The organism is Archangium sp. (genome assembly GCF_045802675.1).
Classification (GTDB): domain Bacteria; phylum Myxococcota; class Myxococcia; order Myxococcales; family Myxococcaceae; genus Archangium.
This window is the reverse complement of sequence record NZ_JBJMQO010000087.1, coordinates 43,402-65,909: the sequence shown is the minus strand read 5'-3', so window position 1 is coordinate 65,909 and position 22,508 is coordinate 43,402. Positions and strand designations below refer to the sequence as shown.

Annotated in this window: 14 protein-coding genes; 9 read left to right on the top strand and 5 right to left on the bottom strand. The window is 69.9% G+C overall.

The window, feature by feature from the left end:
• Window positions 1–135: 135 nt before the first annotated feature.
• The 9 genes from ACJ8AN_RS25050 to ACJ8AN_RS25010 all read left to right on the top strand — a co-directional run bounded on the left by ACJ8AN_RS25050 (window position 136) and on the right by ACJ8AN_RS25010 (window position 12,573).
• The gene (locus tag ACJ8AN_RS25050; RefSeq protein WP_407757976.1) at window positions 136–864 is read left to right on the top strand and encodes a response regulator transcription factor; all 729 of its coding nucleotides are present in this window, start codon (window positions 136–138) and stop codon (window positions 862–864) included.
• Window positions 865–1,204: 340 nt separating this feature from the next.
• Complete coding sequence (locus tag ACJ8AN_RS25045; RefSeq protein WP_407757975.1) at window positions 1,205–3,550, top strand: RTX toxin; 2,346 nt, start codon at window positions 1,205–1,207, stop codon at window positions 3,548–3,550.
• A 117-nt stretch (window positions 3,551–3,667) separates the two neighbouring features.
• Window positions 3,668–5,986, top strand: coding sequence for a kelch repeat-containing protein (locus ACJ8AN_RS25040; protein WP_407757974.1), 2,319 nt, complete (start codon window positions 3,668–3,670; stop codon window positions 5,984–5,986).
• 93 nt (window positions 5,987–6,079) lie between these two features.
• Window positions 6,080–7,399: an Ig-like domain-containing protein gene (locus ACJ8AN_RS25035; protein WP_407757973.1), complete on the top strand. Its 1,320-nt coding sequence runs from the start codon at window positions 6,080–6,082 to the stop codon at window positions 7,397–7,399.
• 306 nt (window positions 7,400–7,705) lie between these two features.
• Window positions 7,706–8,458 carry an energy transducer TonB gene (locus ACJ8AN_RS25030; RefSeq protein ID WP_407757972.1) on the top strand — a complete coding sequence of 251 codons (753 nt, stop codon included), beginning with the start codon at window positions 7,706–7,708 and terminating at the stop codon, window positions 8,456–8,458.
• Between the two features lie 156 nt (window positions 8,459–8,614).
• The gene (locus ACJ8AN_RS25025) at window positions 8,615–9,391 is read left to right on the top strand and encodes a hypothetical protein (protein ID WP_407757971.1); all 777 of its coding nucleotides are present in this window, start codon (window positions 8,615–8,617) and stop codon (window positions 9,389–9,391) included.
• The gene (locus ACJ8AN_RS25020; RefSeq protein ID WP_407757970.1) at window positions 9,373–10,053 is read left to right on the top strand and encodes a plastocyanin/azurin family copper-binding protein; all 681 of its coding nucleotides are present in this window, start codon (window positions 9,373–9,375) and stop codon (window positions 10,051–10,053) included. Before ACJ8AN_RS25025 ends, ACJ8AN_RS25020 begins: the two co-directional genes overlap by 19 nt.
• On the top strand, window positions 10,043–12,139 hold the full coding sequence (locus ACJ8AN_RS25015; RefSeq protein ID WP_407757969.1) for an adenylate/guanylate cyclase domain-containing protein: 2,097 nt from the start codon (window positions 10,043–10,045) through the stop codon (window positions 12,137–12,139). The genes ACJ8AN_RS25020 and ACJ8AN_RS25015 overlap by 11 nt, the downstream gene beginning before the upstream one ends.
• 131 nt (window positions 12,140–12,270) lie before the next feature.
• Complete coding sequence (locus tag ACJ8AN_RS25010; protein ID WP_407757968.1) at window positions 12,271–12,573, top strand: hypothetical protein; 303 nt, start codon at window positions 12,271–12,273, stop codon at window positions 12,571–12,573.
• Window positions 12,574–12,584: 11 nt separating this feature from the next.
• Here ACJ8AN_RS25010 and ACJ8AN_RS25005 read toward each other — a convergent pair whose 3' ends face one another.
• The 5 genes from ACJ8AN_RS25005 to ACJ8AN_RS24985 form a co-directional block, all read right to left on the bottom strand.
• Entirely contained in the window at window positions 12,585–14,231 is a 1,647-nt protein-coding gene (locus ACJ8AN_RS25005; RefSeq protein WP_407757967.1) for an ABC transporter substrate-binding protein, read from the bottom strand.
• Window positions 14,218–14,835 carry an SCO family protein gene (locus ACJ8AN_RS25000; RefSeq protein ID WP_407757966.1) on the bottom strand — a complete coding sequence of 206 codons (618 nt, stop codon included), beginning with the start codon at window positions 14,833–14,835 and terminating at the stop codon, window positions 14,218–14,220. Before ACJ8AN_RS25000 ends, ACJ8AN_RS25005 begins: the two co-directional genes overlap by 14 nt.
• Window positions 14,832–15,470 carry an SCO family protein gene (locus tag ACJ8AN_RS24995; protein ID WP_407757965.1) on the bottom strand — a complete coding sequence of 213 codons (639 nt, stop codon included), beginning with the start codon at window positions 15,468–15,470 and terminating at the stop codon, window positions 14,832–14,834. Before ACJ8AN_RS24995 ends, ACJ8AN_RS25000 begins: the two co-directional genes overlap by 4 nt.
• Window positions 15,467–17,467, bottom strand: coding sequence for a cytochrome D1 domain-containing protein (locus ACJ8AN_RS24990; protein WP_407757964.1), 2,001 nt, complete (start codon window positions 17,465–17,467; stop codon window positions 15,467–15,469). The genes ACJ8AN_RS24995 and ACJ8AN_RS24990 overlap by 4 nt, the downstream gene beginning before the upstream one ends.
• Before the next feature lie 78 nt (window positions 17,468–17,545).
• Entirely contained in the window at window positions 17,546–22,447 is a 4,902-nt protein-coding gene (locus tag ACJ8AN_RS24985) for a copper oxidase (RefSeq protein WP_407757963.1), read from the bottom strand.
• Window positions 22,448–22,508 lie beyond the last annotated feature (61 nt).

The following is a 22,508-nucleotide window of genomic DNA, read 5'->3' as shown; positions in this document are numbered from 1 at the left end:
GAGGGAGTCCCGGTGCTCGGGGCGTGACGCCTCGGGCCTCCCGTGTGGCAAGGCGGCCAGCCCGCCGGGCGCCCGCGGGCCCGAGAGAGACCTGACCCCTCACGCAGGCGCACGTATAATGGCCCCAGACCCGCCATGAACGCCCCGAGCAGCCCTCCTCCCAACGCCCGCCCCTCCATCCTCGTCGTCGAGGACGATGCGAACCTGCGGATCGGCCTGCGCGACAACCTCCAGGACGAGGGCTACGACGTCACCGTGGCCTCCCACGCCCGCGAGGCCGAGCCGCTCCTGCGCGAGCGCGCCTTCGACCTGCTCATCCTCGACATCATGCTCCCGGGCGAGGACGGCTACTCCTTCTGCCGCCGGTTGCGCGCCAGCGGCGTGCAGACCCTGGTGCTGATGCTCACCGCGCGCTCGCTCGAGGACGACATCGTCCGCGGCTTCGAGGCCGGCGCCCAGGACTACCTCACCAAGCCCTACCGGCTGCGCGAGCTGCTCGCCCGCGTGGGCGCCCTCGTGCGCCGGGCCGGCGGCGCCCCTCCCCAGCTCATGTCCTTCGCCGGCTTCAACCTGGACCTCGGCAAGCGAGCCCTCTCGCGCGCCGACGGCGGCCTCATCGACCTGACCCGCACCGAGTTCGACCTGCTCGTCTTCCTCCTCAAGCACCGCGACCGCGCCCTCACGCGCGGCGAAATCCTCGATGCCGTGTGGGGCCGCGACGTCATCGTCGACCCGCGCACCGTGGACAACTTCGTCTCCAATCTGAAGAAGAAGCTCGGCTGGACCAGCGCCTCCGCCTTCGCCATCCACACCATCCGGGGCGTGGGGTACCGCATGGAGGTCGAGTCCATGACGAAACCATGACAAGACAATAGCGACCCAAGACCCTCTGCTCTCCCTAACTCCGTAAGTCAGGGATTGAGCGCGGGTCGCCCAAAAAACCAGGAATCCCTAGCTCGACGACGGCCGCTCCGGCGCGACGCGTCAAGCGGCGGCCAGCGAATCAGGCCTGGCCGGCAGCTCGCAGATTTTTTTTCTGCATCATTTTCCACCGCGGTGGCTCATCACAGTTGCTGAGGCGCGGAGCCGATGCGGCTCGGCGTGTCTGAGCTTCTTTTTCCGCAACCCCAGGTCACTGGTGACGTGACGTCGGAAGAGCCGCGTGGCGCGGCTTGGAAGACGTGCGTCCTGAAGGAGCACGTGTATGACGAATCCCCTTTGTTTCCAGAGCACGCGGAGGACGCTGCGCAAGGCGGCCGTCCTGCTGTCGGCCCTCACCTTCGGCATCGCCGGTTGCAACTCCCAGCCCTCGCAGCAGGAGCAGTCGGACTCCGCCACCGCCTCCTTCTCCATCAAGACCGCGGATCTCTACGACACCTCCAGCGCCTCCCAGGGCCACACCTCCGCCTTTTCCTCCCTGCGCTCCGCCCAGGCCTTCTCCTTCACCGACGTGGCCAGCCTCCGCATCGACGTGACGGACAAGGTGTCCAACACCCCGCTCTATCTCAACTTCGACCTGGGCCTCTCCGCGGGCGATTGGGTCGGCGCCATCCCCTTCCTCCCCAAGAACAAGGCCCTCGTCTTCTCCGCCAGGGCCCTCGGCTCCACGGGCACCCTGCTCTTCCAGGGCACCACCGAGCAGACCCTCGCCGGCAACAACGAGACGGTCATCATCGCCCTGGCCGCCGCCAATGACCGCCAGTCCATCTCCATCCCTCGCATCAAGAAGATCTCCGTCCCCTCCATCTTCGGCTCGGACCAGAGCGGCAACGTCTCCTTCTCCGTCGAGGCCAACACCGGAGAGACGCTCACTTATGAGATCACTTCGGCGGCGGGAAGCGGCACCTTCTACCCGACGAGCGGCTCCATCACCCTGCTGGGCACCGCGGGCACCTTCGTCAGCCAGTACGCTCCGCCCACCGTCGACGCCAACACCGACTTCGAGCACACGGTGAAGGTCACCAACAAGGCGGGCCACTCCGTCACCACTACCTTCAAGACCAAGGTCAAGCCGCCCGGCAAGACCGATGGCGTGCACCACACCGACGTGGTGGTGCTCTTCAACCCCGTCATCAACAGCGTGACCGCGAGCCGTGTGCTCGGCACCGGCAACGTCCTCTTCCAGGCGGCCGTGAGCGACGATGAGGCCGAGTCGTCACTCACGTATGCCTGGAGCTTCGCTCCCGCCGACGGCACCAGCTTCGACCCGAGGCCTGGCTTCACCGATACCGGCGCCAACCCCTCCACCCTGGAGAACTACACCACCGACGTGCAGGGCACCCTCACGCTCGAGGTCACCGACAGCAATGGCGGCAAGACCTCGCTCTTCTACCCGCTCACCCCCAACCAGTTCCCCGACAACCCCGTCGTCGAGGGTGGGCTGACGGGCATCAACACCATCCGCGCCGGCGAGTCCCACACCTGCGTGCTCTTCAACAACGGCACCCTGCGCTGCTGGGGGCTCAACACCTATGGCCAGCTCGGCTACGGCAACACCTTCACCGTGGGCGACGACGAGCTGCCCTCCAGCGCGGGGGACGTGGAGCTGGTGGGCTTGGGATCCCGGCTCGCCGTGGGCGGCCGCCACACCTGCGCCCTGCTCGACACCGGCCTGGTGCGCTGCTGGGGCAACAACACCTATGGCCAGCTCGGCTACAACACCACCGCGCACGTGGGGGATGGCGAGGCCATCGCCAGCTACGGCTACGTCAACCTGGGCGGCCTCGCGGTGAAGCTCTCCGCCGGCTACGAGCACACCTGCGCCCTGATGGACACCGGCAACGTGCGCTGCTGGGGCCGCAACAACTTCGGCCAGCTCGGCTATGGCCACACCAACAACGTGGGCGACAACGAGCAGCCCTATTCCCTGGGCGACGTCCAGGTGGGCGGAACCGTGAAGGACATCGTCGCCGGTGGTTCTCATACCTGCGCCCTGTTGGACACCGGCAAGGTGCGCTGCTGGGGTTACAACGGCTTTGGCCAGCTCGGCTACCTCAGTGGCAATAACGTCGGTGATAGCGAGCTGCCCTCGACGGCCGGGAACGTGAATGTCGGCGGCAACGTCCTGCAGCTCTCCGCCGGCAAGTTCCACACCTGCGCCGTGCTCACCACCGGCAACGTGCGCTGCTGGGGCTACGGCGGCCATGGCCAGCTCGGCTACGGCAACGGCAACAACGTCAACGTGCCGGCCACCGCGGGCGACGTGGACACGGGCGGCCATGTGCTCCAGGTCGCCACGGGCGACTTCCACACCTGTGCCCTGCTGAGCAGCGGCGGCATCAAGTGCTGGGGCAACGGCGGCAGTGGCCGGCTCGGCTACGGCAACACCATCACCCGGGTCGAGCCTCTCGAGGCCACCGTGGATCTGGGCGGCGCCACCGCCTTCCAGGTGGCCACGGGAGCAAGCCACACCTGCGCCCTGCTGAGCACGGGGGCCGCCCGCTGCTGGGGCAACAACGCTCACGGCGAGCTGGGCTACGGCCACACCAACAACATCGGTGACTCCGAGCTACCCTCCGCCGCGGGAGACATCCAGGTCCTCACGCCGTAATCCCTTGCTGCTCCGGGGCGAGGGTTCTCAGGGGCCCTCGCCCCCTTTTGGTGTGCCCTTTCCTCGCGGCCGTCTCACTTCTGGGCGGGCCTGATGGGCCCCACGAAGGTCACCTCCATGAAGAAAGCCGCTTCCCCCCTGCTGGGGCTGGGTCTGGCTTTGCTCGCGGGCTGCTCCGTCCCTTCCGACACTGGCTCGGCCCAGCTCGCCGTCTTCCTTCCTCGCACCGGCGCCGCCTCCATCTCCCGCGTCTCCGTCACCTCCAGCGCCGCGAACCTCCCCTCCGCGTCCGTGGAGCTCGCTCCCACCCACGGCGTCCAGGGCGGCCTCCTCGGCAACCTTCCCGCGAGCGCCCCTCACTCCTTCCTCGCCCAGGCTTTCGACTCCTCCGGCACCCTGCTCTTGCAGGGCTCCGCCTCCAGCGTCTCCATCTCCGCCAGCCAGTCCTCGCTCGTCGCCATCACCCTCCAGGAGCTCGACGCGCCCCCGGCATCCCTGAATGAGCCCCCGGTCATCGACTCCCTGGTCGCCGCCTCCACCTCCGTGCTCGCGGGCAGTTCCCTCTCCCTGAAGGCCACGGCCCATGGCCTCCACCCGGACGGCGCCCTCTCCTACGCCTGGTCCTCCACCTCGGGCTCCTTCGCCCCGGCCTCCGCGGCCTCCACCTCGTGGACGGCGCCGGCCTCCACCGGCACTCAAACCCTCACACTCACGGTGACGGGCTCCGAGGGCCTCTCCTCCAGCGTCTCGCTGAACGTCACCGTCCTGCCGAGCGGGGGACAAGGGGCGGCGCAGCTCACCGTCTCCTTCAACAGCTCACCCCGGGTGGACGCCCTCAATGCCACGCCTGCTCAGCTCGCCGTGGGGCAGGCGACGTCTGTCTCCGCCTCGGCCTCGGACCTGGATGGCGACAGCCTCTCCTACTCCTGGAGTGCCTCCTGTGCCGGCTCCTGGGCCCAAGCCTCCTCCAGCTCCGCCCGGTTCACCCCCTCCGTGCTGCCCGCCGACGCCTGCAACAACTGCGCTCTCACGGTCTCGGTCTCCGACGGGCGCGGGGGGCAGACCACCGGCACCCTGGCCCTGTGTGTCAGCACGACGCCCGCCCCCCACCACTTCAATCCCCTCATCCTCGGCTCCTACAGCTCCCATCTCCCCTGGGAGCTCATCTCCCCGGAGCAGGTGCTCACCTACGAACTGGCGGCCAGCGACCCCGAGGGCTCCGCGCTCTCCTTCTCCTGGACCGCCACGACCGGCTCGCTGGGCACCCCGGCCAGCACCGCCTCCCACAGCCGCACCACCTGGAGGGCCCCCTCCTGTGTCAGTGAGGGCTCGGTCCCCACCATCACCGCCACCGTCACCAACGCTTTCAACCTGACGGCCACGAACAGCTTCGCGGTGATGGGGCTGCCCACCTGCCTCCTCTCCGCCTGGGCCTCGACGGGCTCCATGGCCTCGTCCCGCTACAACCACACGGCGACGCCGCTGCCCAACGGCACCGTGCTCGTCTCGGGAGGACAAAACACCAGCGGCTCCCTCGCCGCGGCGGAGGTGTACAACCCGGCCTCGGGCACCTGGAGCGCCACCGGCTCCCTGGCCGCTCCTCGCTACCTCCACGCGGCGGCGCCGCTCCCCAACGGCACGGTGCTCGTCTCGGGGGGATACAACAACGCGAGCGGCTACCTCGCGGCGGCGGAGGCGTACAACCCGGCCACGGGCACCTGGAGCGCGGCCGGCTCCATGCTCTCGCCTCGCTACAACCACACGGCGACGCCGCTGCCCAACGGCAAGGTGCTCGTCGTGGGGGGCTTCAACAATGGGAGCGGCTACCTGGCCAAGGCGGAGGTGTACACCCCGGCCTCGAACACCTGGAGTGCGACCGGCTCCATGGCCTCGCTTCGCGCGTACCACACGGCGACGCGGCTGCCCAACGGCAAGGTGCTCGTCGCGGGGGGACGCGGCAGTAGCACCTTCCTGGCGACGGCGGAGCTGTACGACCCGGCCTCGGGCACCTGGAGCGCGACTGGTTCCATGGCCTCGCCCCGCGCCAGCCACACGGCGACGCTGCTGCCCAACGGCAAGGTGCTCGTCTCGGGCGGGAGCAACCGGAGCACCTTCCTGGAGACGGCGGAGCTGTACGACCCGGCCTCGGGCACCTGGAGCGCCGCCGGCAACATGGCCTCGAGGCGCTCCAACTCCGCGGCGATGCTGTTGCCCAACGGCAAGGTGCTCGTCGCGGGAGGGTTCAACACCCAGAACGGTTACCTGGCGACGGCGGAGCTGTACGACCCGGCCTCGGGCACCTGGAGCACCGCCGACTCCATGGCCTCGCCTCGCGGATACCAGACGGCGACACCGCTTCCCAACGGCAAGACTCTCATCGCGGGGGGCTACCTCGGTAGCACCCCGCTCGCGACGGCGGAGTTGTACACGCCCTGAGTCCCGCGACTCATTGGACTCAATGACAGACACGCAGCGGCGCCCGATGCACGTGCTCCGCTGCTTCATCCACCCAACCTCGAGGACTGCTTCATGCAAAGAACATCCACCCACCTGCTGGCGCTCTGGCTGGCGCTGCTCGCCGGCTGCTCCGCCTCTTCATCCAACACCGGCTCGGCCCAATTCGCGGTCTCCATCCCCCAGGCGCTCTCCGCCAGTGACGTCACCCGCGTCAAGGTGACCGTCTCCGCCTCCGGCATGTCTTCCATTGCCGTCGAGCTGGCCCCTTCCAACGGCTCCTGGGGCGGTCTCCTCGGCAACCTCCCTCCCGGCTCCAACCGCACCTTCCTCGCCGAGGCCTTCGACTCCTCCGGCTCCCTGCGCTTCAAGGGCCAGGCCTCCGGCATCACCATCACCGCCAACCAGACCACCGCCGTCGCCCTCACCCTCCAGGAGCTCTCTCCTCCGCCTCCCTACGACAACGAGGCTCCCCTCATCGACTCCCTCGTCGCCTCCATCTCCTCCGTCCAGGCGGGCGGCTCCCTTACCCTCACCTCCGCGGTGCATGACCCCAATCCGGGGGACACCCTCTCCCTGGCGTGGAGCGCCACCGGCGGCACCTTCTCCGACCCCTCCGCCTCCACCACCTCCTGGACGGCTCCTTCCTCCCCCGGCATCCACACCCTCACCCTCACCGTGACGGACTCCCAGGGCGCCGCCGTCTCCATCTCCCTCTCCATCAACGTCTTCTCCGGCGCCTCCTCCGGCGACGCCTCCCTCGACATCTTCTTCAACTTCTGGCCCTCCGTCTCCAAGGTCTCCTCCACTCTCAACAGGCTCGACGTGGGTCAGTCCACCTCCGTCTCCGTCTCCGCCTCTGATTCCAATGGAGATGCCCTCTCCTACCACTGGGAGGCCTCCTGCCCCGGCTCCTGGAGCAACGCCACCTCCCGCTCCGCCTCCTTCGTCCCCTCCTCCGTTCCGGCTGGCTTGTGCAACAACTGCCTACTCACCGTCACCGTCCAGGACGGCCGCGGGGGGCAGACCACGGGCTCCCTCGCCCTCTGCGTCGCCTCCTCCTCCTCGGACTTCTTCCCTCCCGCTTTCACCAATTACTACCAGTCCGCCGCTTCCGCCTCCCCGGGCCAGACGGTTGTCTTTGATGTCACCGCCCTGGACCCCCAGTCCAGCTCCCTTTCCTTTGCCTGGACCTACAACACCGGCTCCCTGGCCTCGGCTCAGGACACCTCCAGCGCCAGCCGCATCGTTTGGACGGCCCCCTCCTGCACTCCCTCGGGTGTCTCCCCCACCATCACCGCCACCGTCACCAATGCCCACGGCCTCTCGGCCTCCATGCCCTTCTCCCTCTCCGGCCCGCCGACTTGCGCGGACACGGAGTCTGGTACGCCCTGAGCGCAACCCCTCTCCGTAGACACTCCGCCTGAAACGCCCTCCCCCTTCCGCCTTGCGCGACGGGGGGAGGGCGTTGCTGTTCATCCGATGCACCCGAGCACCCGCTGGATGCGCGGCGCCTTCTGCTCCGGTCAGGTCACCGCCGGGAGTGCCACCTGCTTCACCCTCCACCCCCTCCGCGGGGTGGGGCAGCCGCTTGGAGCCCCGGGTCCATGACAAAACCATGACGAAGAGATGGTCGGCCCAAGGCCACCCGCCCTCCCCGACTCCGTAGGTTACGGGGTGTCAGCCAGGAGGGATTGCCAAATGTTCCAGTCGGTCATCAATCAGCCGGGATTGAGCGCGGGTCGGTTCGGAGCGGGGATGTGGGTGTCCTTGATGGTGCACGCGGGCGTCTTCGCCGGGGTGCTCGGACTGTCGGGCAGGGCCATGGAGCAGGCCCAGAAGGAGATCGAGATCAGTTGGGTCCGTCCCCCCCAGCCGCCCAAGGGCAACCCCAACCCGCCCAAGGTCGCGGCGACGACTCCGCCCAAGCCCAAGAAGCCCAGGACCGAGCTGGTGCAGCCCAAGAACATCCCGCCTCCGCCCAAGGAGCCGGAGCAGACCGCCGAGGCCACGCCTCCCCCGGACGAGCCGGAGACCGAGGCCAATGACCTGCCCTACGTCCCCGGCAGCGATCCCAACGGCGTGGAGACGGGCGGCGTCCCCGGGGCCACGGCCATCGCCGGCATGATGCTGGGCAACGGCACCGGCGCGAGCACGGGCGAGGAGGTGCTCCCGTTCGGCACCGGGATGACCCCGCCGCAGCTCGTCTCCACCGGCGTGCAGTTGCAGTACACGTCCGAGGCGGCCCGCGCGCACGTCAGCGGCGTCATCATCGCCAAGTGCACCATCACCCGGGAAGGCGATGTGCAGAACTGCCGCATCATCCGGGGACTGCCCTTCATGGACGAGGCGGTGATGGAATCGCTGACGAGCCGCCACTACCGTCCGGTGACCTTCCAGGGCCGCACCGTCAGCGTGGCATACACCTTCAACATCAACCTCAAGCTGCCCTGAGGTACCGGGGGCCGGAGCCCGTGCCGCTCCGGCCTTTCGCCTGAAGCTCCAAGCACCCGGAGGGGCGCCCCGGCAAGCGCGCCGGGCCATCTTGCTCCCACGCACCCCGGTTCATCGGATATGCCTGTACCCTGGACGTCAGCTCCGGGAGGGCAGATGAGCGCGGTACGGGGTTTCGTGATGTTGCTGGCGGTGCTCGCCGTGGCGGTGCTTCCCGCGCCGGCCGAGGCCGGACGCCGGCCCTTCATCTGGGTCTACGACACGGAGATCGTCCCCAAGGGCGACGTGGAGCTCGAGCAGTGGCTGTGGGCCAAGGCCCGGGCGCCGGGCCTGGAGGGACGCAGGTCGAGCTATTGGGTGTGGTGGGGCCCCGTCTTCGGGCTCACCCAGCGGCTCGAGCTGGCCGTGCCCTTCCAGGTGCTGGCCACCCGGGACACCACGCGGCTGGACTCCTTCGAGGCGGACCTGCGCCTGCGCCTCAACCCCCGCGGAGACGACAGCCCCTGGCAGCCCCTGCTGCGCGTCGCCTGGCACCAGTCCATCCACTCCGCGCAGCCCTCGGGGGTGAACGCCAACCTGGTGCAGTCCTACCAGTGGGACAGCGGCCTGCGCCTGGCGCTCGACCTGGGCGCGCAGGTGGGCCTCCCCGCGCTCCGGGGGAGCGAGGAGCCCGCGCGGCTGCTCGGCACCTATGCGGCCGGCGTGTCGTACCCGGTATTCGGCGAGGAGGAGGAGCTGCGGGGCTCGCTCGAGGCCTTCGGGGAGATTCCCCTCCAGGGGATTCCGGGCGGGCAGCACCACTTCGTGGGCGCGGACCTGGCCTGGACGTTCGGCCGCTCGTGGGTCACGCTCGGGGTCATGGTGGGGCTCACCCCCCTCTTCCCGGAAACCCCCCAGTTCATGCCGAGGTTGATATGGGCCGTGGCGCTCTGATTCTGCTGTTGTCCCTCGCCGCCCCGCTCGCCGCCGCGCAGCAGGGCACCGTGCGCGGCGAGGTCCGCGTCACCGTCCAGGGCCCCGATGGCCGCTCCGTCCCCAAGGCGGACCGCTCCGGCGTGGTCGTCTACCTCACCGGCTATACCGAGCCTCCTCCCGCGAGCGAGGTCGACATGGCCCAGCGCAACAAGGCCTTCCAGCCGTCGGTGGTGGCCGTGGTGGCCGGGCAGAAGGTGCGCTTCTCCAACAACGACGTGGTGGTGCACAACGTCTTCTCCCGCTCGCGCGCCCAGAAGTTCGACGCGGGCAAGAACCGTCCGGGCGAGGACTACACGGAGACCTTCAAGAAGACGGGGATTGTCGACGTGTACTGCGACATCCACGAGCAGATGGTGGCCACGCTGGTGGTGGTGCCCAACCGCGCCGTCGCCGTCACCGGGCCGGATGGGCGCTTCGTGCTCACGGGCGTGCCTCCCGGCACCTACCCGCTGTTCGCGGTGCACCGGCGCGACGAGCGCAGCGACGTGTCCCGCAGCGAGGTCACCGTGAAGCCCGGCCAGGAGACGGTGGTGTCGCTGGAGCTGACCGAGACCCGGGCCGACGACAGCCACGCGGACAAGCGCGGCCGCTCGTACTCCACCCATCCCGATGGCTACTGATACCCCGCGGGAGTCCCCCCCGCGCACCGCGGGCACCTGGGGGTGGAGCTCGCTCGCCGTCCGGCTCGTGGTGGCCTTCATGCTGCTCGCGGGCCTGGCGCTCGGCGTGGCGCTGATCGCCACCACCCATGCGGTGGAGGAGGCCGCCGAGCAGAAGATCAGCGACGACCTGGCTCGCACGCAGGAGGCCTTCCAGCGGCTCGCGCAGGCCACCCAGGATCGACTCCGCGGCGTGGCCGATGCGCAGGCGCGCGATCGCACGTTCAAGGACGTGGCCCTCACCGTGAACTCGGATGACAGCGCCGCCGGCCTGGATGACGGCGACGCGGAGCTCGAGGGCATCCAGGGCGCGCACGAGGTCATCCTCTCCGCCGACACCGAGGCCTTCGGATGGAGCGACAAGGAGGAGGAGCGCATCTGGGCCTTCTTCAACGTGCGCAAGCGGCTCGTCTTCACCCGGGGAGATGACGAGCAGGTGGGCGCCACGGTGGACGGACTGAACGTCCTGGAGCTGGCGCTGAATGGGGACTTCGCCTCCGAGCTCTGGTCTCCCGCGACGCTGAGCAAGCTGCCCTTCACCTTCGTGCCCCCGGAGACCATCCGCAAGCACAAGGAAGATCTGCTGCTCGTGCACGCCCACCGCGTCACCACCTCTGGCAGCGAGGGCGCCCGGCCGATCGGCGTGGTGCTGTCGGGCCGGTGGGTGAAGGAGCTGCTGCTCAAGGACTCGCTGGAGCAGGGGCTCTCGGGGGCCGACATGCAGGGGGCCCGAGCCCACTTCGCCCTGCTCTCCGCGGATGGCGCCCTGGCCACCACCTTCCCCGACCCTCGAGAGCTGAGCGAGGCACTGTCCTCCACTCCGGGAGAGACCGTCGAGACGAGCATCGGAAACCACCACTACCTGGTGCGCGGCAACGTCTTCCGGGACGTGAAGGAGAAGCGCATCGGCCGGGCGTTCGTCATGCGAGATCTGGACGCGGAGATCGATCCCATCCTCGACGGGTTCCGCGCCAGGCTGCTGCCCAGGGCGGTGGGCGTGATGCTCCTGGCGTTCGTCCTGGCCGTGCTGCTCGCGCGCCGCCTGTCCGCGCCCCTGGTGCAGCTGGAGGCCGCCGCGCGCAGGGTGCGGCTGGGCTCGCTGGACGTGGAGGTGCCCGTCCAGGGCACGGACGAGGTGGGCCGGCTCGCCGGCGCCTTCAACGAGATGGTCGCCGGCCTGCGCCAGAGGGATCAGATTCAAGGCCTCTTCAAGCGCTACCTGGCGCCGCAGGTGGTGGACGAGCTCATCCGCAACCCGGAGAAGGCGGCCCCCGGCGGCGAGCGCCGCGAGCTCACCGTGCTCTTCATCGACCTGGTGGGCTTCACCTCGCTGAGCGAGGAGATGAGCCCGGAGGCGCTCGTGGACCTGCTCAACGGCTACTTCGAGCGCGCCACCGAGGTGCTCGTCCGCCACGGCGCCACGCTCGACAAGTTCATCGGCGACGCCATCATGTGCTTCTGGAACGCGCCGCTGCCCCAGCAGGACCACGCGGCGAGGGCCTGCCTCACGGCGCTCGGCCTCTTGCACGTGGTGGACGTGCTGGCCCCCGAGCTCCAGGCGCGCGGCATGCCCCGGCTGGACTGCCGCATCGGCATCAACACCGGAGCGGGCGTGGTGGGCAACATCGGCTCGCGCGTGGCGCAGGACTACACCGTCATCGGGGACTCGGTGAACCTGGCCTCGCGGCTCGAGGGCGCGGCCAAGGTGTATGGCACCCGCACGCTCGTGTCCGAGGACACGGTGAGGGAGGCCGGAGACGCCGTGCTCGCCCGGGAGTTGGATTGGCTGCGCGTGAAGGGCCGGCAGCTCCCCGTGCGTGTCTATGAATTGGTGGACGTGGGCGGAGCCCCGCCACCCGCGCACCTGGCCCGCTTCGCCGAGGGGCTCGCCCTCTACCGCGCCCGCCGCTTCACCGAGGCCCGCGAGGCCTTCCTCGCCTCGCCCGGGGATGCGCCCTCGCGCGTCTTCGCCGCCCGCTGCGAGGCCTTGAGCGCCCGGCCTCCTCCCGAGGACTGGGATGGAGTCTTCTCGCTGGATACCAAGTAGGAGCGGCCCGAGCCGCTCCTTTGGACTGAAGGTCTCTTTACCTTCCCCCCTGAAAACGGGTACCAAAGCGCCCCCACCCGCGACCCCTGCCCAGGTGTGTCCGCTGAGCGCTGCCGCGAGTCCTGGTACCGATGCGCCGTTCCGAGAATCTCTTCGAAACCCAGAACGACCTCCCCGCCCCCTCCACCCCTCAGCCGTACGAGGTGCAAATCCCACCCCACGTCCGCGCCGTGCTGGACAAGGCGCCTCGCCGGAGCCGTGCGGCCATCGAGCGCAAGCTCCAGGACGCCGCCCGGCTCGCCGCGATGCGGCAATGGGTGCACGACTCCGAGGGCCACCATCCCATCCGGCTCCAGCTCGCCGGATACGAGGGTTCCTACTCGCTGGACCCCCGCACCCGGCAGCTCACGCTGTGGGATTTGACCCGGCGCTGAGACAATCCCTCTCAGGGTGAGAGGGCAATCCAGTCCGACAGCGGCGTCAGCTCCCACGAGTCCGCGCCCCACCTCACGATGAAGCCTCCGCGCAGCCCCACCCGGCCCTGAGAGCCAAAGGTGATGGGCCCGGTGACGCCCGTGTCCACGTCCTGGAAGGACTCCAGCGCCGACACGAGCCCCGCCCGGTTGAGGTCCGCCCCGCTCCGGCGCAGCGCTTCCACCAACAGCCTCGCCGAGGCATAGGCGTTCATCTGGAACGCGAGGTTCCCCGGCGCCAGGGTGTGCCTCCGCAGGAAGGACTCGAACTCCTGAATCCCCGCCGCGTGTTCCTCCGCGGGCGGCGAGGGCTGGACGAACCGCACCTGCTCCCACGCCCGTGCGGCCGTCCCCTCCGGTCTTGCCAGGAGACCCGAGGCGTAGATGGGAACGAGCCCGCTCGTGGCGCGCTGCCCGGACAGGAGCGCGGACAGCTCGTCGGCCGTCCCGGAGAACAACACCGCGGTGGCTCGGGTGCCCTCCAGCCACCGGGCGGCCTCCGCCGCGTCGAACCGGCCCGGCGCATAGGTGAACGTCTTCGGAGCCGGCCACTCGCGGCGCACGGCCTCGGTGCTCGCGCCTCGCGCCCAGGCCTCCCCGGCTTCGTCACGCGGGTGGAGCACCGCGAGCACGGGCTCGGTGTGCCGGCGGTCCCACGCTCCGTGCAGGTGCTGCACCGCCACCCGCGCCTGCAGCTCCGGCCCCGGGTACACATAGAAGATCATCCGCCCGCCGCGCTCCACGTGCGCATCCGACAAGCCCACCGGTGCGACGAGCGGAATCTCCTCCCGCTCCAGCCGGGCATCCGACTCGCGCGGACCCGTGCGCAGGCTGCCCACCAGCGCGAATACCCCGGCGTTCACCAACCGGCCCGTCGCGTCCGAGCCCTCCACCGTCAGTGAATCGTCCTCCACGCGCAGCTCCAGCCGGCGGCCGAACACCCCGCCCTGCTGGTTCACCTCCTCGAACGAGGCCTCCAGCACCGCCCGCACGTCCTTTCCAGCCGAAGCCAGCCTGCCGCTGAGGGGTAACGCCACCCCGAGCACCAGCCGGTCCTCGTACACCCCCGGCTCCCCGTCCTCCCCGAGCCGGTGCAGGTAGGCCAGGAGATCCTCCAGCTCCCGCTCCGGCAGCGCGAAGCGGGGCATCACCGGGCCCAGCGCCCGCCCGCCGGACGCGACCCCCCGGCGGAGCGCCTCGGTGAGCGAGCGGTCGTCATACGCGGGGCGCTCCCACTGGCCGGTGTCAGCGTCCGCCCGGGACACGGGCGCGAACAGCCGCGAGGCCTGGATGCTCGGGGCCGCCACGCCGCCCTCGCCCGTGCCCCTGCCCCTCGGCCCATGACAATGGCCACAGGCCGCGTCCGCACCGGAGAGTTCCACGCCCTCGGGACCCAGACGCCCCACCAGGGGCGCTCCCGAGGACGTCACCCCGCGCAGGAAGAGGGCCTTGCCGCGCAGCTCCGGCTCGGAGAGAGGCCCACCGCGCCGCACGGACGACGCCCCGTGCGAGCGCAGCAGGCGCGGACCCGCCCACGCGCAGAGCACCAGGAGCGGCACCACGAGGAGCCACCACTTACGGGACTGTGGCCGCATGACGCGGCGATCAAGGCGCCGCATCGTTGAGGTGCTCCACCGCGTAGGCGAGGTTTTCGGGAGGGGCCATGGCCAGGGCCTTGAGCCAGGTGCCGGTGACGGAGTCGCCGATGATGACCGAGGTCAGGTGCTGCTCCGGGTTCTCGGTGTAGCCGCCCAGGCGCTTGAGCACGACCTCGACGTTGGCCCGCGAGCCGGAGAGGAAGTACCAGCCCGGGCCCGCCTGGAAGCGCTGGGAGAAGCCCTTGAGCTTCGCGGGCGTGTCGTTCACCGGATCCACGGTAATGGTGATCATGTGGATGTCCTTGCCCAGACGGGGCCCGAGCAGCCGCTGCACGCGCGCCAGGTTCGCGGTGATGGGCGAGCACGCCGTCTTGCACGAGGCGAAGGCGAAGTTGATCAGCACCGTCTTGCCCCGGATGAGGTCCGAGTAGAACCGGCGTGGCTTGCCGTCCTGATCGACGAGCTCGGTGTCGGTGAAGTACCGGGCCGCGGCGGCATCCGCCCCGGCGCCTTGGGAGATGGGCAGGCGCTCGGGCTTCGGCGCGGGGACGGAGCCCTGGGCCCCCGCGCGCAGCGGAGAGAGAGAGGCGAGGACGAAGAGGAAGGTGAGGGTTCTGGGGTTCATGGGGTGTTTCGTGCGGTGGGGGAAAGGGTCTTCGCCGGGTGCTTCGGGTTCTTCGGCAGGAGGGCCTCGAGCTGCCCGGCGAGCTGCTTGGGAGCGGAGAGGCCATAGGCGCGCGTCCACTCGCCGGTGGCCTCGTTGCCGAGCAGCACCACGGGGGTGTGCGTCTCCTTGGTGGCCACGGCACCGCCGAGGGCGGTGAGCGCGCGCTTCACGCGATCGGACGGGCCGGTGACGAACGTCCAGCCCTCGTGCCGGTCGAACTTCCCGGCATAGCGCGCGAGGCGCTCGGGGGTGTCCGTCGCCGGGTCCAACGAGATGGAGATGAGGTACACGTCGCGGCCCAGCCGCTCGCCCAGCTCCTTCTGCAGACGGCTGAAGACGGCCGTCATCGGCGAGCAGATGGTGCTGCACGTGGTGAACACGAAGTTCACCGCCACCACCCTCCCCTTCATCAGGTCCGAGTACAGGCGCACCGGCCTGCCGTCCTGATCGACGAGCTGCTCGTCGGGGATCTCCAGCTTCCGCGCCTGCTCACTGCGCGCCGGAGGGGGAGCCGCCGTGTCCTGCTCTCCCGCCATGGCCATCGGGCCGGCCAACGACAGCGCCAGCGCCAGGGTTTTCAGAGGCGCCTTCATGGATTGGCTCCCACGGCGAGGCTCGGGGTGTCGCTCGCGCTCGTCCCCTCCACCACGCCCAGTGTGATGGGCCGGAGCGTGCCGAACGGCGCACCGCGCGACTCCACTCCGACCAGGAACTTGAACTCGCCCGGACCGGGAGGCCGGAAGGAGACCTCGAACTCGTCCGGACCCACCGCGCGCGGAGTGCCGCGCCACTGCCACGAGCCGGGGCCGCGGAAGACGAGGACGGAGATCTCCCCGGCGCTCACGGGCTTGCGGGCGCCCGGGTCCACCAGCCGGAAGCGCAGCGCGTGCGTCTCACCTGCGCGCCTGCGTACGGTGGTGTCGAACCGTGGCTCGAGCTCCACCGGGTGCGGCCGCCTCGAGCCCTCGTTGCCCGGGTCCCCCACCCGCTGCTCCATGCAGGCGACGACGCGCGGGCTGTCCAGCAGGAAGGCCACGTCGTAGGTGCCGGCCTCCTTCACCCGCACCTGCGTGCTGTACACCCCGGGCCGCACCTCCTGGAGGGATTGATTCAGGACGAGCACGGCCCTCGGCTCGCGGCCGTAGTTCAGCAGCGTGCCCATGGGGGCCATCATTCCCTCGCGGTAGAAATAGAGGGCCTTGTCCGCCGGGCTGGACACGATGACGCCATCGCCCTCGGGCACGGGGACGAGCGGGCCCGCGCTCCCGGGACGCAGCGCCTGGGCGGGCGCCTTCTGGCCGACCTGCACATCCACCACGCCCGGAGCGTCCGGCTTGTCCAGCGAGGCCAGTGTCACCAGCGAGATGCGCGGGCTGCCGCTGCTGCGCACGTAGGCATAGCCCTCCGTGAAGGACACCGCGTCGGGCGAGTCGAAGCCGTGGAGCACGTGCCGCACCCGGGCCGACGAGGCATCCACCACCGTCACCTCGTCGCGCGAGCCATTCACCGCGAACACCCAGCGTCCGGAGGGATCGAACCGCAGCGCGTTCAGCCCGGGCGCGAGCGCCACCCGGCTCGACACCGCGAAGGTCCGGCCGTGGAGCACCACGACCTCGCCCGTGCGGCCATTGGCCACGTACACCGCGCGAGCCGTATCACTGGCGGCGATGGCCACCGCCCCACGTCCCACCGGCACGCGCTGGAGGGGCTCGAAGGAGACGGTGTCGATCACCGTCACCTCGTCCGAGTCCGCGCTGGTCACCCACGCCGTGCGCCCGTCGTCGGCGAAGGCGAGCTCGTGGTGTCCCTCGCCCACGTCCACGGTGGCGAGCACCTTCTGCGTGCGGTGGTCGATGACGGTGACGGTGCCGTCCCCATCGTTGCCCACCCAGAGCGTGCGCCCATCCGGAGCGAACACCAGGCGCGAGGGCGAGCGCCCCACGTCCAGGTTGACGGTGGCCAGGAAGGTGCGCATGTCCACGCGCGTGACGCGGTTGGCGGTGGGCAGGCTCACGTACAGCGCGCCGCGATCCGGGTGCAGCGCCCAGTCCGCCGCGGGCGCGGAGAGGGTGACGAGGCTGCGCAGCTTCGTGCGGTTGAAGGCGAGCTGCGGGTTGATGACGGAGATGGTGTTGTCGTGGTTCAGCGCGAGGACGAAGTAGGAGTTCAGGTCCGCGTCCGCCTGCACCGACAGCAGTCCGCCCAGGAACGTCTTCACCTTCGCGGTGCACTGCGCGTCCGAGGGGGTGTCCTTGCCGTCGCGCAGGGACATCCACCCGAGCGGGCGCGCGCCTCGCACGGGCTGGCCGGAGCGGGCATCCGTGAGGGTGAAGGTGGCGATGGCCTCGGACTGCGCCACCACGGGGCCCGCGCCCACGGCCGGACGCAGCTCGAGCTGGATGGAGAGGCCCTCGCGCTCGATGCGCGAGACCTCCGGGGTGAAGGCCGGGCCGGCAGTGGACTCCAGATGATTCTCGGAGGGCCTCACGCCGAGCGAGGGCACCCGCGACTGGGGGCCGCGGAGCAGACCGACGATGGCCGCGCCCAGGACGAACAATCCCAGCGCGCACAATGCAATGAGCTTCTTCATGAGAGGGATGACACGGAAAGAGATGGCGGAAGGGGCGGCGCGAGGACCCACGCCGCCCCGGGATCGGATGCGACTCCGCTACGGCGTCACCCGGACGATGCCCCACATGCCGTTGTTGAGCATGGCGTTGGCCTGGTCCCGGTACATGTAGTCCCCGGGGATGGCGTTCGGGCCACCCGCGCCGTACAGCGGCACGAAGTTCCAGGCCTTCATCACCGACATGCCGTCCTGGGTACCCACGGCGCAGGACTTCGTATTCGAGCCGATGAAGTCGGAGCCCGAGCCATCCTGCCAGGCGTCATGCATCCACTCGGCGCCGTGCAGGGTGAAGGCATGCTGGCGCGCGTGCCCCGAGGGCTGCACCACGCGGATGCGGTACGGCGTGCCCGCCTTCACGGTGAACACCGGCGTCTCCGGGTCCCCGTACACGGACGAGCTGAAGATGTTGCCGTACTGCTGATCGTTCGCCGTGCCCTCGTCGGCGTGGGGCGGCAGGCCGAGCCGGGCCCAGAGGGGCTCGGTGCGGTAGTTGAAGCCCTTGTGGCCGGTGTCCTCGGCATCATCCGCGCTGCCCATGTTGCGCAGCGTGGTGCCCGCGTTGAGCGAGGGGTCTCCCGCCTGGAAGGCCGGGTTGTCGCCGTGGAGCGCGAGCTCGTCCTGGTAGATGAGCACGAACTCGCGGAAGGACGCCGCGGTGCCGCTCCGGGTCTTGTAGTTCACCGTGGCCTGGGCCTCGGAGGCCGCATCCACGGTCCACGTGGCGCCCTGCGGCTCGACGATGAGCGTGCCCACGGCGCCGTGCATGCCGTGGTTCACCACGTCCGCCATGTCGCGCAGGTTGACGGCGCCCATCTCCACCGGCTTGCCGTCGAACATGAGCGTGTTGCCGCTCTGGTCCACGAGCTTGTAGTCCGCGGCCTGGTAGAGCAGCGACAGCACGGGGTCGAGCAGGATGTTGAGGCCCGCGGCGGCCTTCGTCACCTCGTAGCGGCCGGCGTACCACTGGTACGTGCGCGACTGGCCGGGGGCCACCGTCTGCACGCTGTTGTAGCCAATGTTGGCACCGTCCGCCTTGTTCACGTCGTACTGCACCAGCTGCGGATGCAGCGACACCTGGCTCGACATGGGGGCCTGGTTGATGTTGAAGCCCTCGGTGATGGGAGTCAGGTAGTTCCAGTGCGGGGAGCGGGTGAGCTGGGCGGGCAGGTCGTTGATGAGCTTCACCTCCACGCACTCGCCGGCGGCGGCCCGGAGGATGAGCGGCTCCGGCTTGCGCGCGCCCGAGCGCACCGCGGCCAGTTGCTCCTCCTTCACGAAGAGGAGGGCGTCCGGGTCGTACAGCCCGTACTTCTGGTTGTACACGAGCTTGCCACCCGGAAGGTTGCCCTTCGCGGCGATGGCGTGGACGGTGTACAGCCGCTTCGGCGCCGACGGCGGGCAGGCCGGCACCGTCTTCGTCAAATCCAGACGCGTGGGGTTGTTGGGCAGCGTCTTCAGGTCCGAGCGCGTCTGGCCATACGAGCGGATGATGCCCCACATGCCGTTCCACAGGTCATCCGTGGAAGCGCCCTGGTACAGGTAGTCCGCCGCGCCGAGCAGGTTCTTGTTGCCCGGAATCTCCAGCGCGAACTCCATGTGCTCGGAGATGCCGATGGCCTGCCCGTTCACGAAGCCACTGTCCTTGCGGTCCGGCTCGTGCAGCCACTTCAGCCCATTGAGGGTGAAGACGTGCTGGTCCTCCTGCGCGCCTTGAATCATCCGGATCTGCACCTTGTCGCCCTCGTACACCGGCAGCAGCGGGGTGAAGGGGTCTCCATGCAGGTCCGAGCGGAACACGTTGGCCATGTCGCCCAGGTCGCCCGGCCTCGGAGCCCACACGCCGCCCGGATCGCGAGCGGCGACGCGCAGCGGCAGGGGCTCGTTGCGGTAGTTGATGAGCATGGTGCCCGGGTCCTTGGTGGAGATGGCCTCGGGGGCCACCACGCCCGCCGGGTGCTCCACCGCTCGGGGCAGCTCCACCTCGTGGATGGTGGGAGGATTCACCGGCACGCCACTGGCGTCGTAGACGATGGCGTAGTCCGCGAAGGCCAGGTTGAACTCGCGGAAGCTGTCGGCGGTGTTCGAGGTGAGGATGTCCGCCCGGTAGCTCGTGGGGCCGCCGTCGTCGCGCGTACCGAAGACCGCGCCCGACACCGGATCCCTCCAGGTGCTGCCCGTGGGCTCCACCACCAGCGCGCCGTAGAAGCCGTGGTGCTGCGCGGACGAGGGCGTGAAGTGGTCATGCGTGAAGACGGTGCGGATGGTGCGGTCCTTGCCCGCGCTGTTGACGAGCGGATCCGCCCACCAGCGCTGGCGGGTGCTCTGCGCGCCCAGCGGAGCGCCGGGGATGCGCGGGTGCGAGGAGGCGGCGAGGAAGACGCGCGAGCCCGTCGGCGTCAGGTTGCCATCCGCCGCGTAGGCGCCACCGGCCGCGTTGGCCGCGTCGATGCGGGCGCGCACGTCGTCCGCCGAGAAGGTGCCGTCCTCGTAGTTCCAGCCGTTGCCCGAGCCGTCCGAGGCCGTCAGGTCGAACTTCACCAGGTGGATGTGCTGGCCGATGGTGTCCGTGGGCGTGAAGATCTGGAAGTCATCCGCCTCGAGCACGTCCGGGATGAGGTTGGTGGCGGTGAAGTTGATGCACTCGCCGGAGTTGGCGCGGAAGAAGAAGGGCTCGGGCGTGCGGGTGTGGTCCAGCGTGGCCTGCACGTCGCGCTCGAGCACCATGAGGCGTCCCTGCGGATCGTGCCAGCCCGCGCGGTTCACCGTCAGGTCCGTCTGCACGTAGGCGGCGCGGTAGTTGCGCTCGGGCGAGCCCGGCTTGCAGGGCTCGGAGAAGGGCGCACCGGGCTTGGGCGGCTGGCCGTTGACGAGGAACCAGCTGGACTGGCCCTCGGAGGTGTAGGCCGGGTAGCCCGCCGCCGGCCAGCCGTAGCGCGTGGTGATGCGCGCGGCGTCGGGGAGCTGGCCCGCGTGGTACTGCATGGCCGTCTTCTCGGCCGGAGTGCCGTCATCGGGCAGCAGCTTGACGTGGGCCTTGTGCACCTCGACGTCGAACTCGCCGCGGCGGCCGTACTGCACCGCGTCCGCCGTGGCGGGCACGCCGGTGATGATGTGACGGGGCAGGCCGCCGTTGTGCTCCAGGTCGAGCGGCGGCTGCGGCGCGCGGTGGCCGGGGACACCCGCGGTGAAGAAGGGGTAGCCGGGGACGGCCGGGCGCACCGCGGTGCCACCGCTGGCGAGCGTCACCGTGGTGGGCTCGTACGTGGGCATGGGCGGCATGGCGCGGCCGGGGATGGGCACCACCGCCGGGTTGGGCGTGCCTCCGGCGATCTCCGCGTCGGGCAGCTTGCGGTCCTGCGTGCCCGACTCGAAGACGTCATGCGCCCGCCACAGCGCCCACATGCCCTGCGCGAAGTGCGGGTAGAGGTGGCAGTGGAAGATGGCGTCGCCCACCGTGAGGTTGCGATTGCCCGCGCCGCCATAGGTGATGTCGTAGGTGAAGGAGCCGCCGGGGCCGATGGTCTGCGAGTCCAGGTACGTGGAGTTGTCGTCCGCCCACGAGTGCAGCCACTGGTGGCCGTGCAGGTGGAAGACGTGCGTCTCCTTGGGCCCCGCGTGGATGTTGCGGATGCGCACCGGGTCGCCCAGGTAGCTGTGGTGCACGTTGGACGGGTCATCCGGGTAGAGCGCCGCCACCGCCCTGCCCTCCGCGTCCCGCTCCACGTTGAGCGCCGGGTCTCCGTTGGCCCAGGACTCGAGGAAGAACTCCTCGAACTTGCACTCGGCGCAGTCCTTCGTGGGGCCGAGCTTCTTGCGGTTGGCCAGCAGCTCCGAGCCCAGGCCCGAGGCGCCATAGTTGATGCCGAAGCCGTCCCGGATTCCGTGCAGCATGGAGCGCGTGTCCAGCTCCTCGAAGGCCTGCACCGCCTTCATCTCGTCATGGAAGAGGACGGTGAACTCGCGGAAGCGGCCCTCGCTCGCCGCGACGTTGGTGTTCATCGAGGTGCCGTTGAAGCCGGAGATGATGGCGTTCAGGTCGCCGTGGACGATCTCCCCCGAGGTGGTCGCGATGCGCAGCAGGGGGATGCCCTGGGCGTCCAGCGCGTCGTAGTCGATGAGCGGCGTGCCGTCCGGGTTCGTCAGCGGCTGGCCCGTGGCCGGGTCCTTGCGCCGCGCCGCCGCCAGCTGCGCCGCGGTGACCTGCGAGCGGTACCAGACGGAGCCGGACGGCTCCACGTTCACCGCGCCGAACAGGCCGTGCGTCGTCGAGCCGCCATTGCCCTCGCCGCCCACCGGAGCGCCCATGCTGTGGACGAAGAAGGCGCCCTCGCTGGTCGCGTACCAGTTGTAGGTGCGGGTCTCGCCCGGCATCGCCAGCGAGCTCGCGTTGAGCCCCACGTTCGCGCCGTCCGACATCGCATCCAACGGCTGCAAGCCATTGACGTGGAACGAGGCGAGCCGCGTCGCCGGAGAATCATCGCGGAAGTCGCCATTCGCCGGCTCCGGTGGCTCGCCCGGCTCCGGGGGCGGGGGCTGCCGGTCGAAGGCCCAGGCCGGCACGCCGGACAGGGAGATCTGATCCCTCGTGGGCGCCAGCCAGTTGGTGAAGTTGACCTTGAGGCAGTCTCCCACGTTCGCGCGCAGCGTCAGCGGGCGCGGGCGCTTGCCATCCCGCAGCCGCGCATTGCCCGGCCCCACCGGCGAGGAGGAATCCACCGCCACCACGTCCCGCTTCAGGGCGTACACCATGCCCACCGGGTTGAACGCCCCGAAGCGGTTGTAGGTGATGACCTGGTCGATCGCGACCACGTCCGCGGTGATGGTTCGCGCGCAAGAAGCCAGACCCGCCCGGGACTCGTCCAGCGGCGTGGCCTGATCTTCATCGGTGGAGGTCGGCGTCTGATCACAACCCGCGGTCAGCATGCTGGCCGACAGCAACACGGCGCAGAGGGACCTACGACGGCGTGAATGGAATACAGAGGGATTCATAACCTGACGGGGA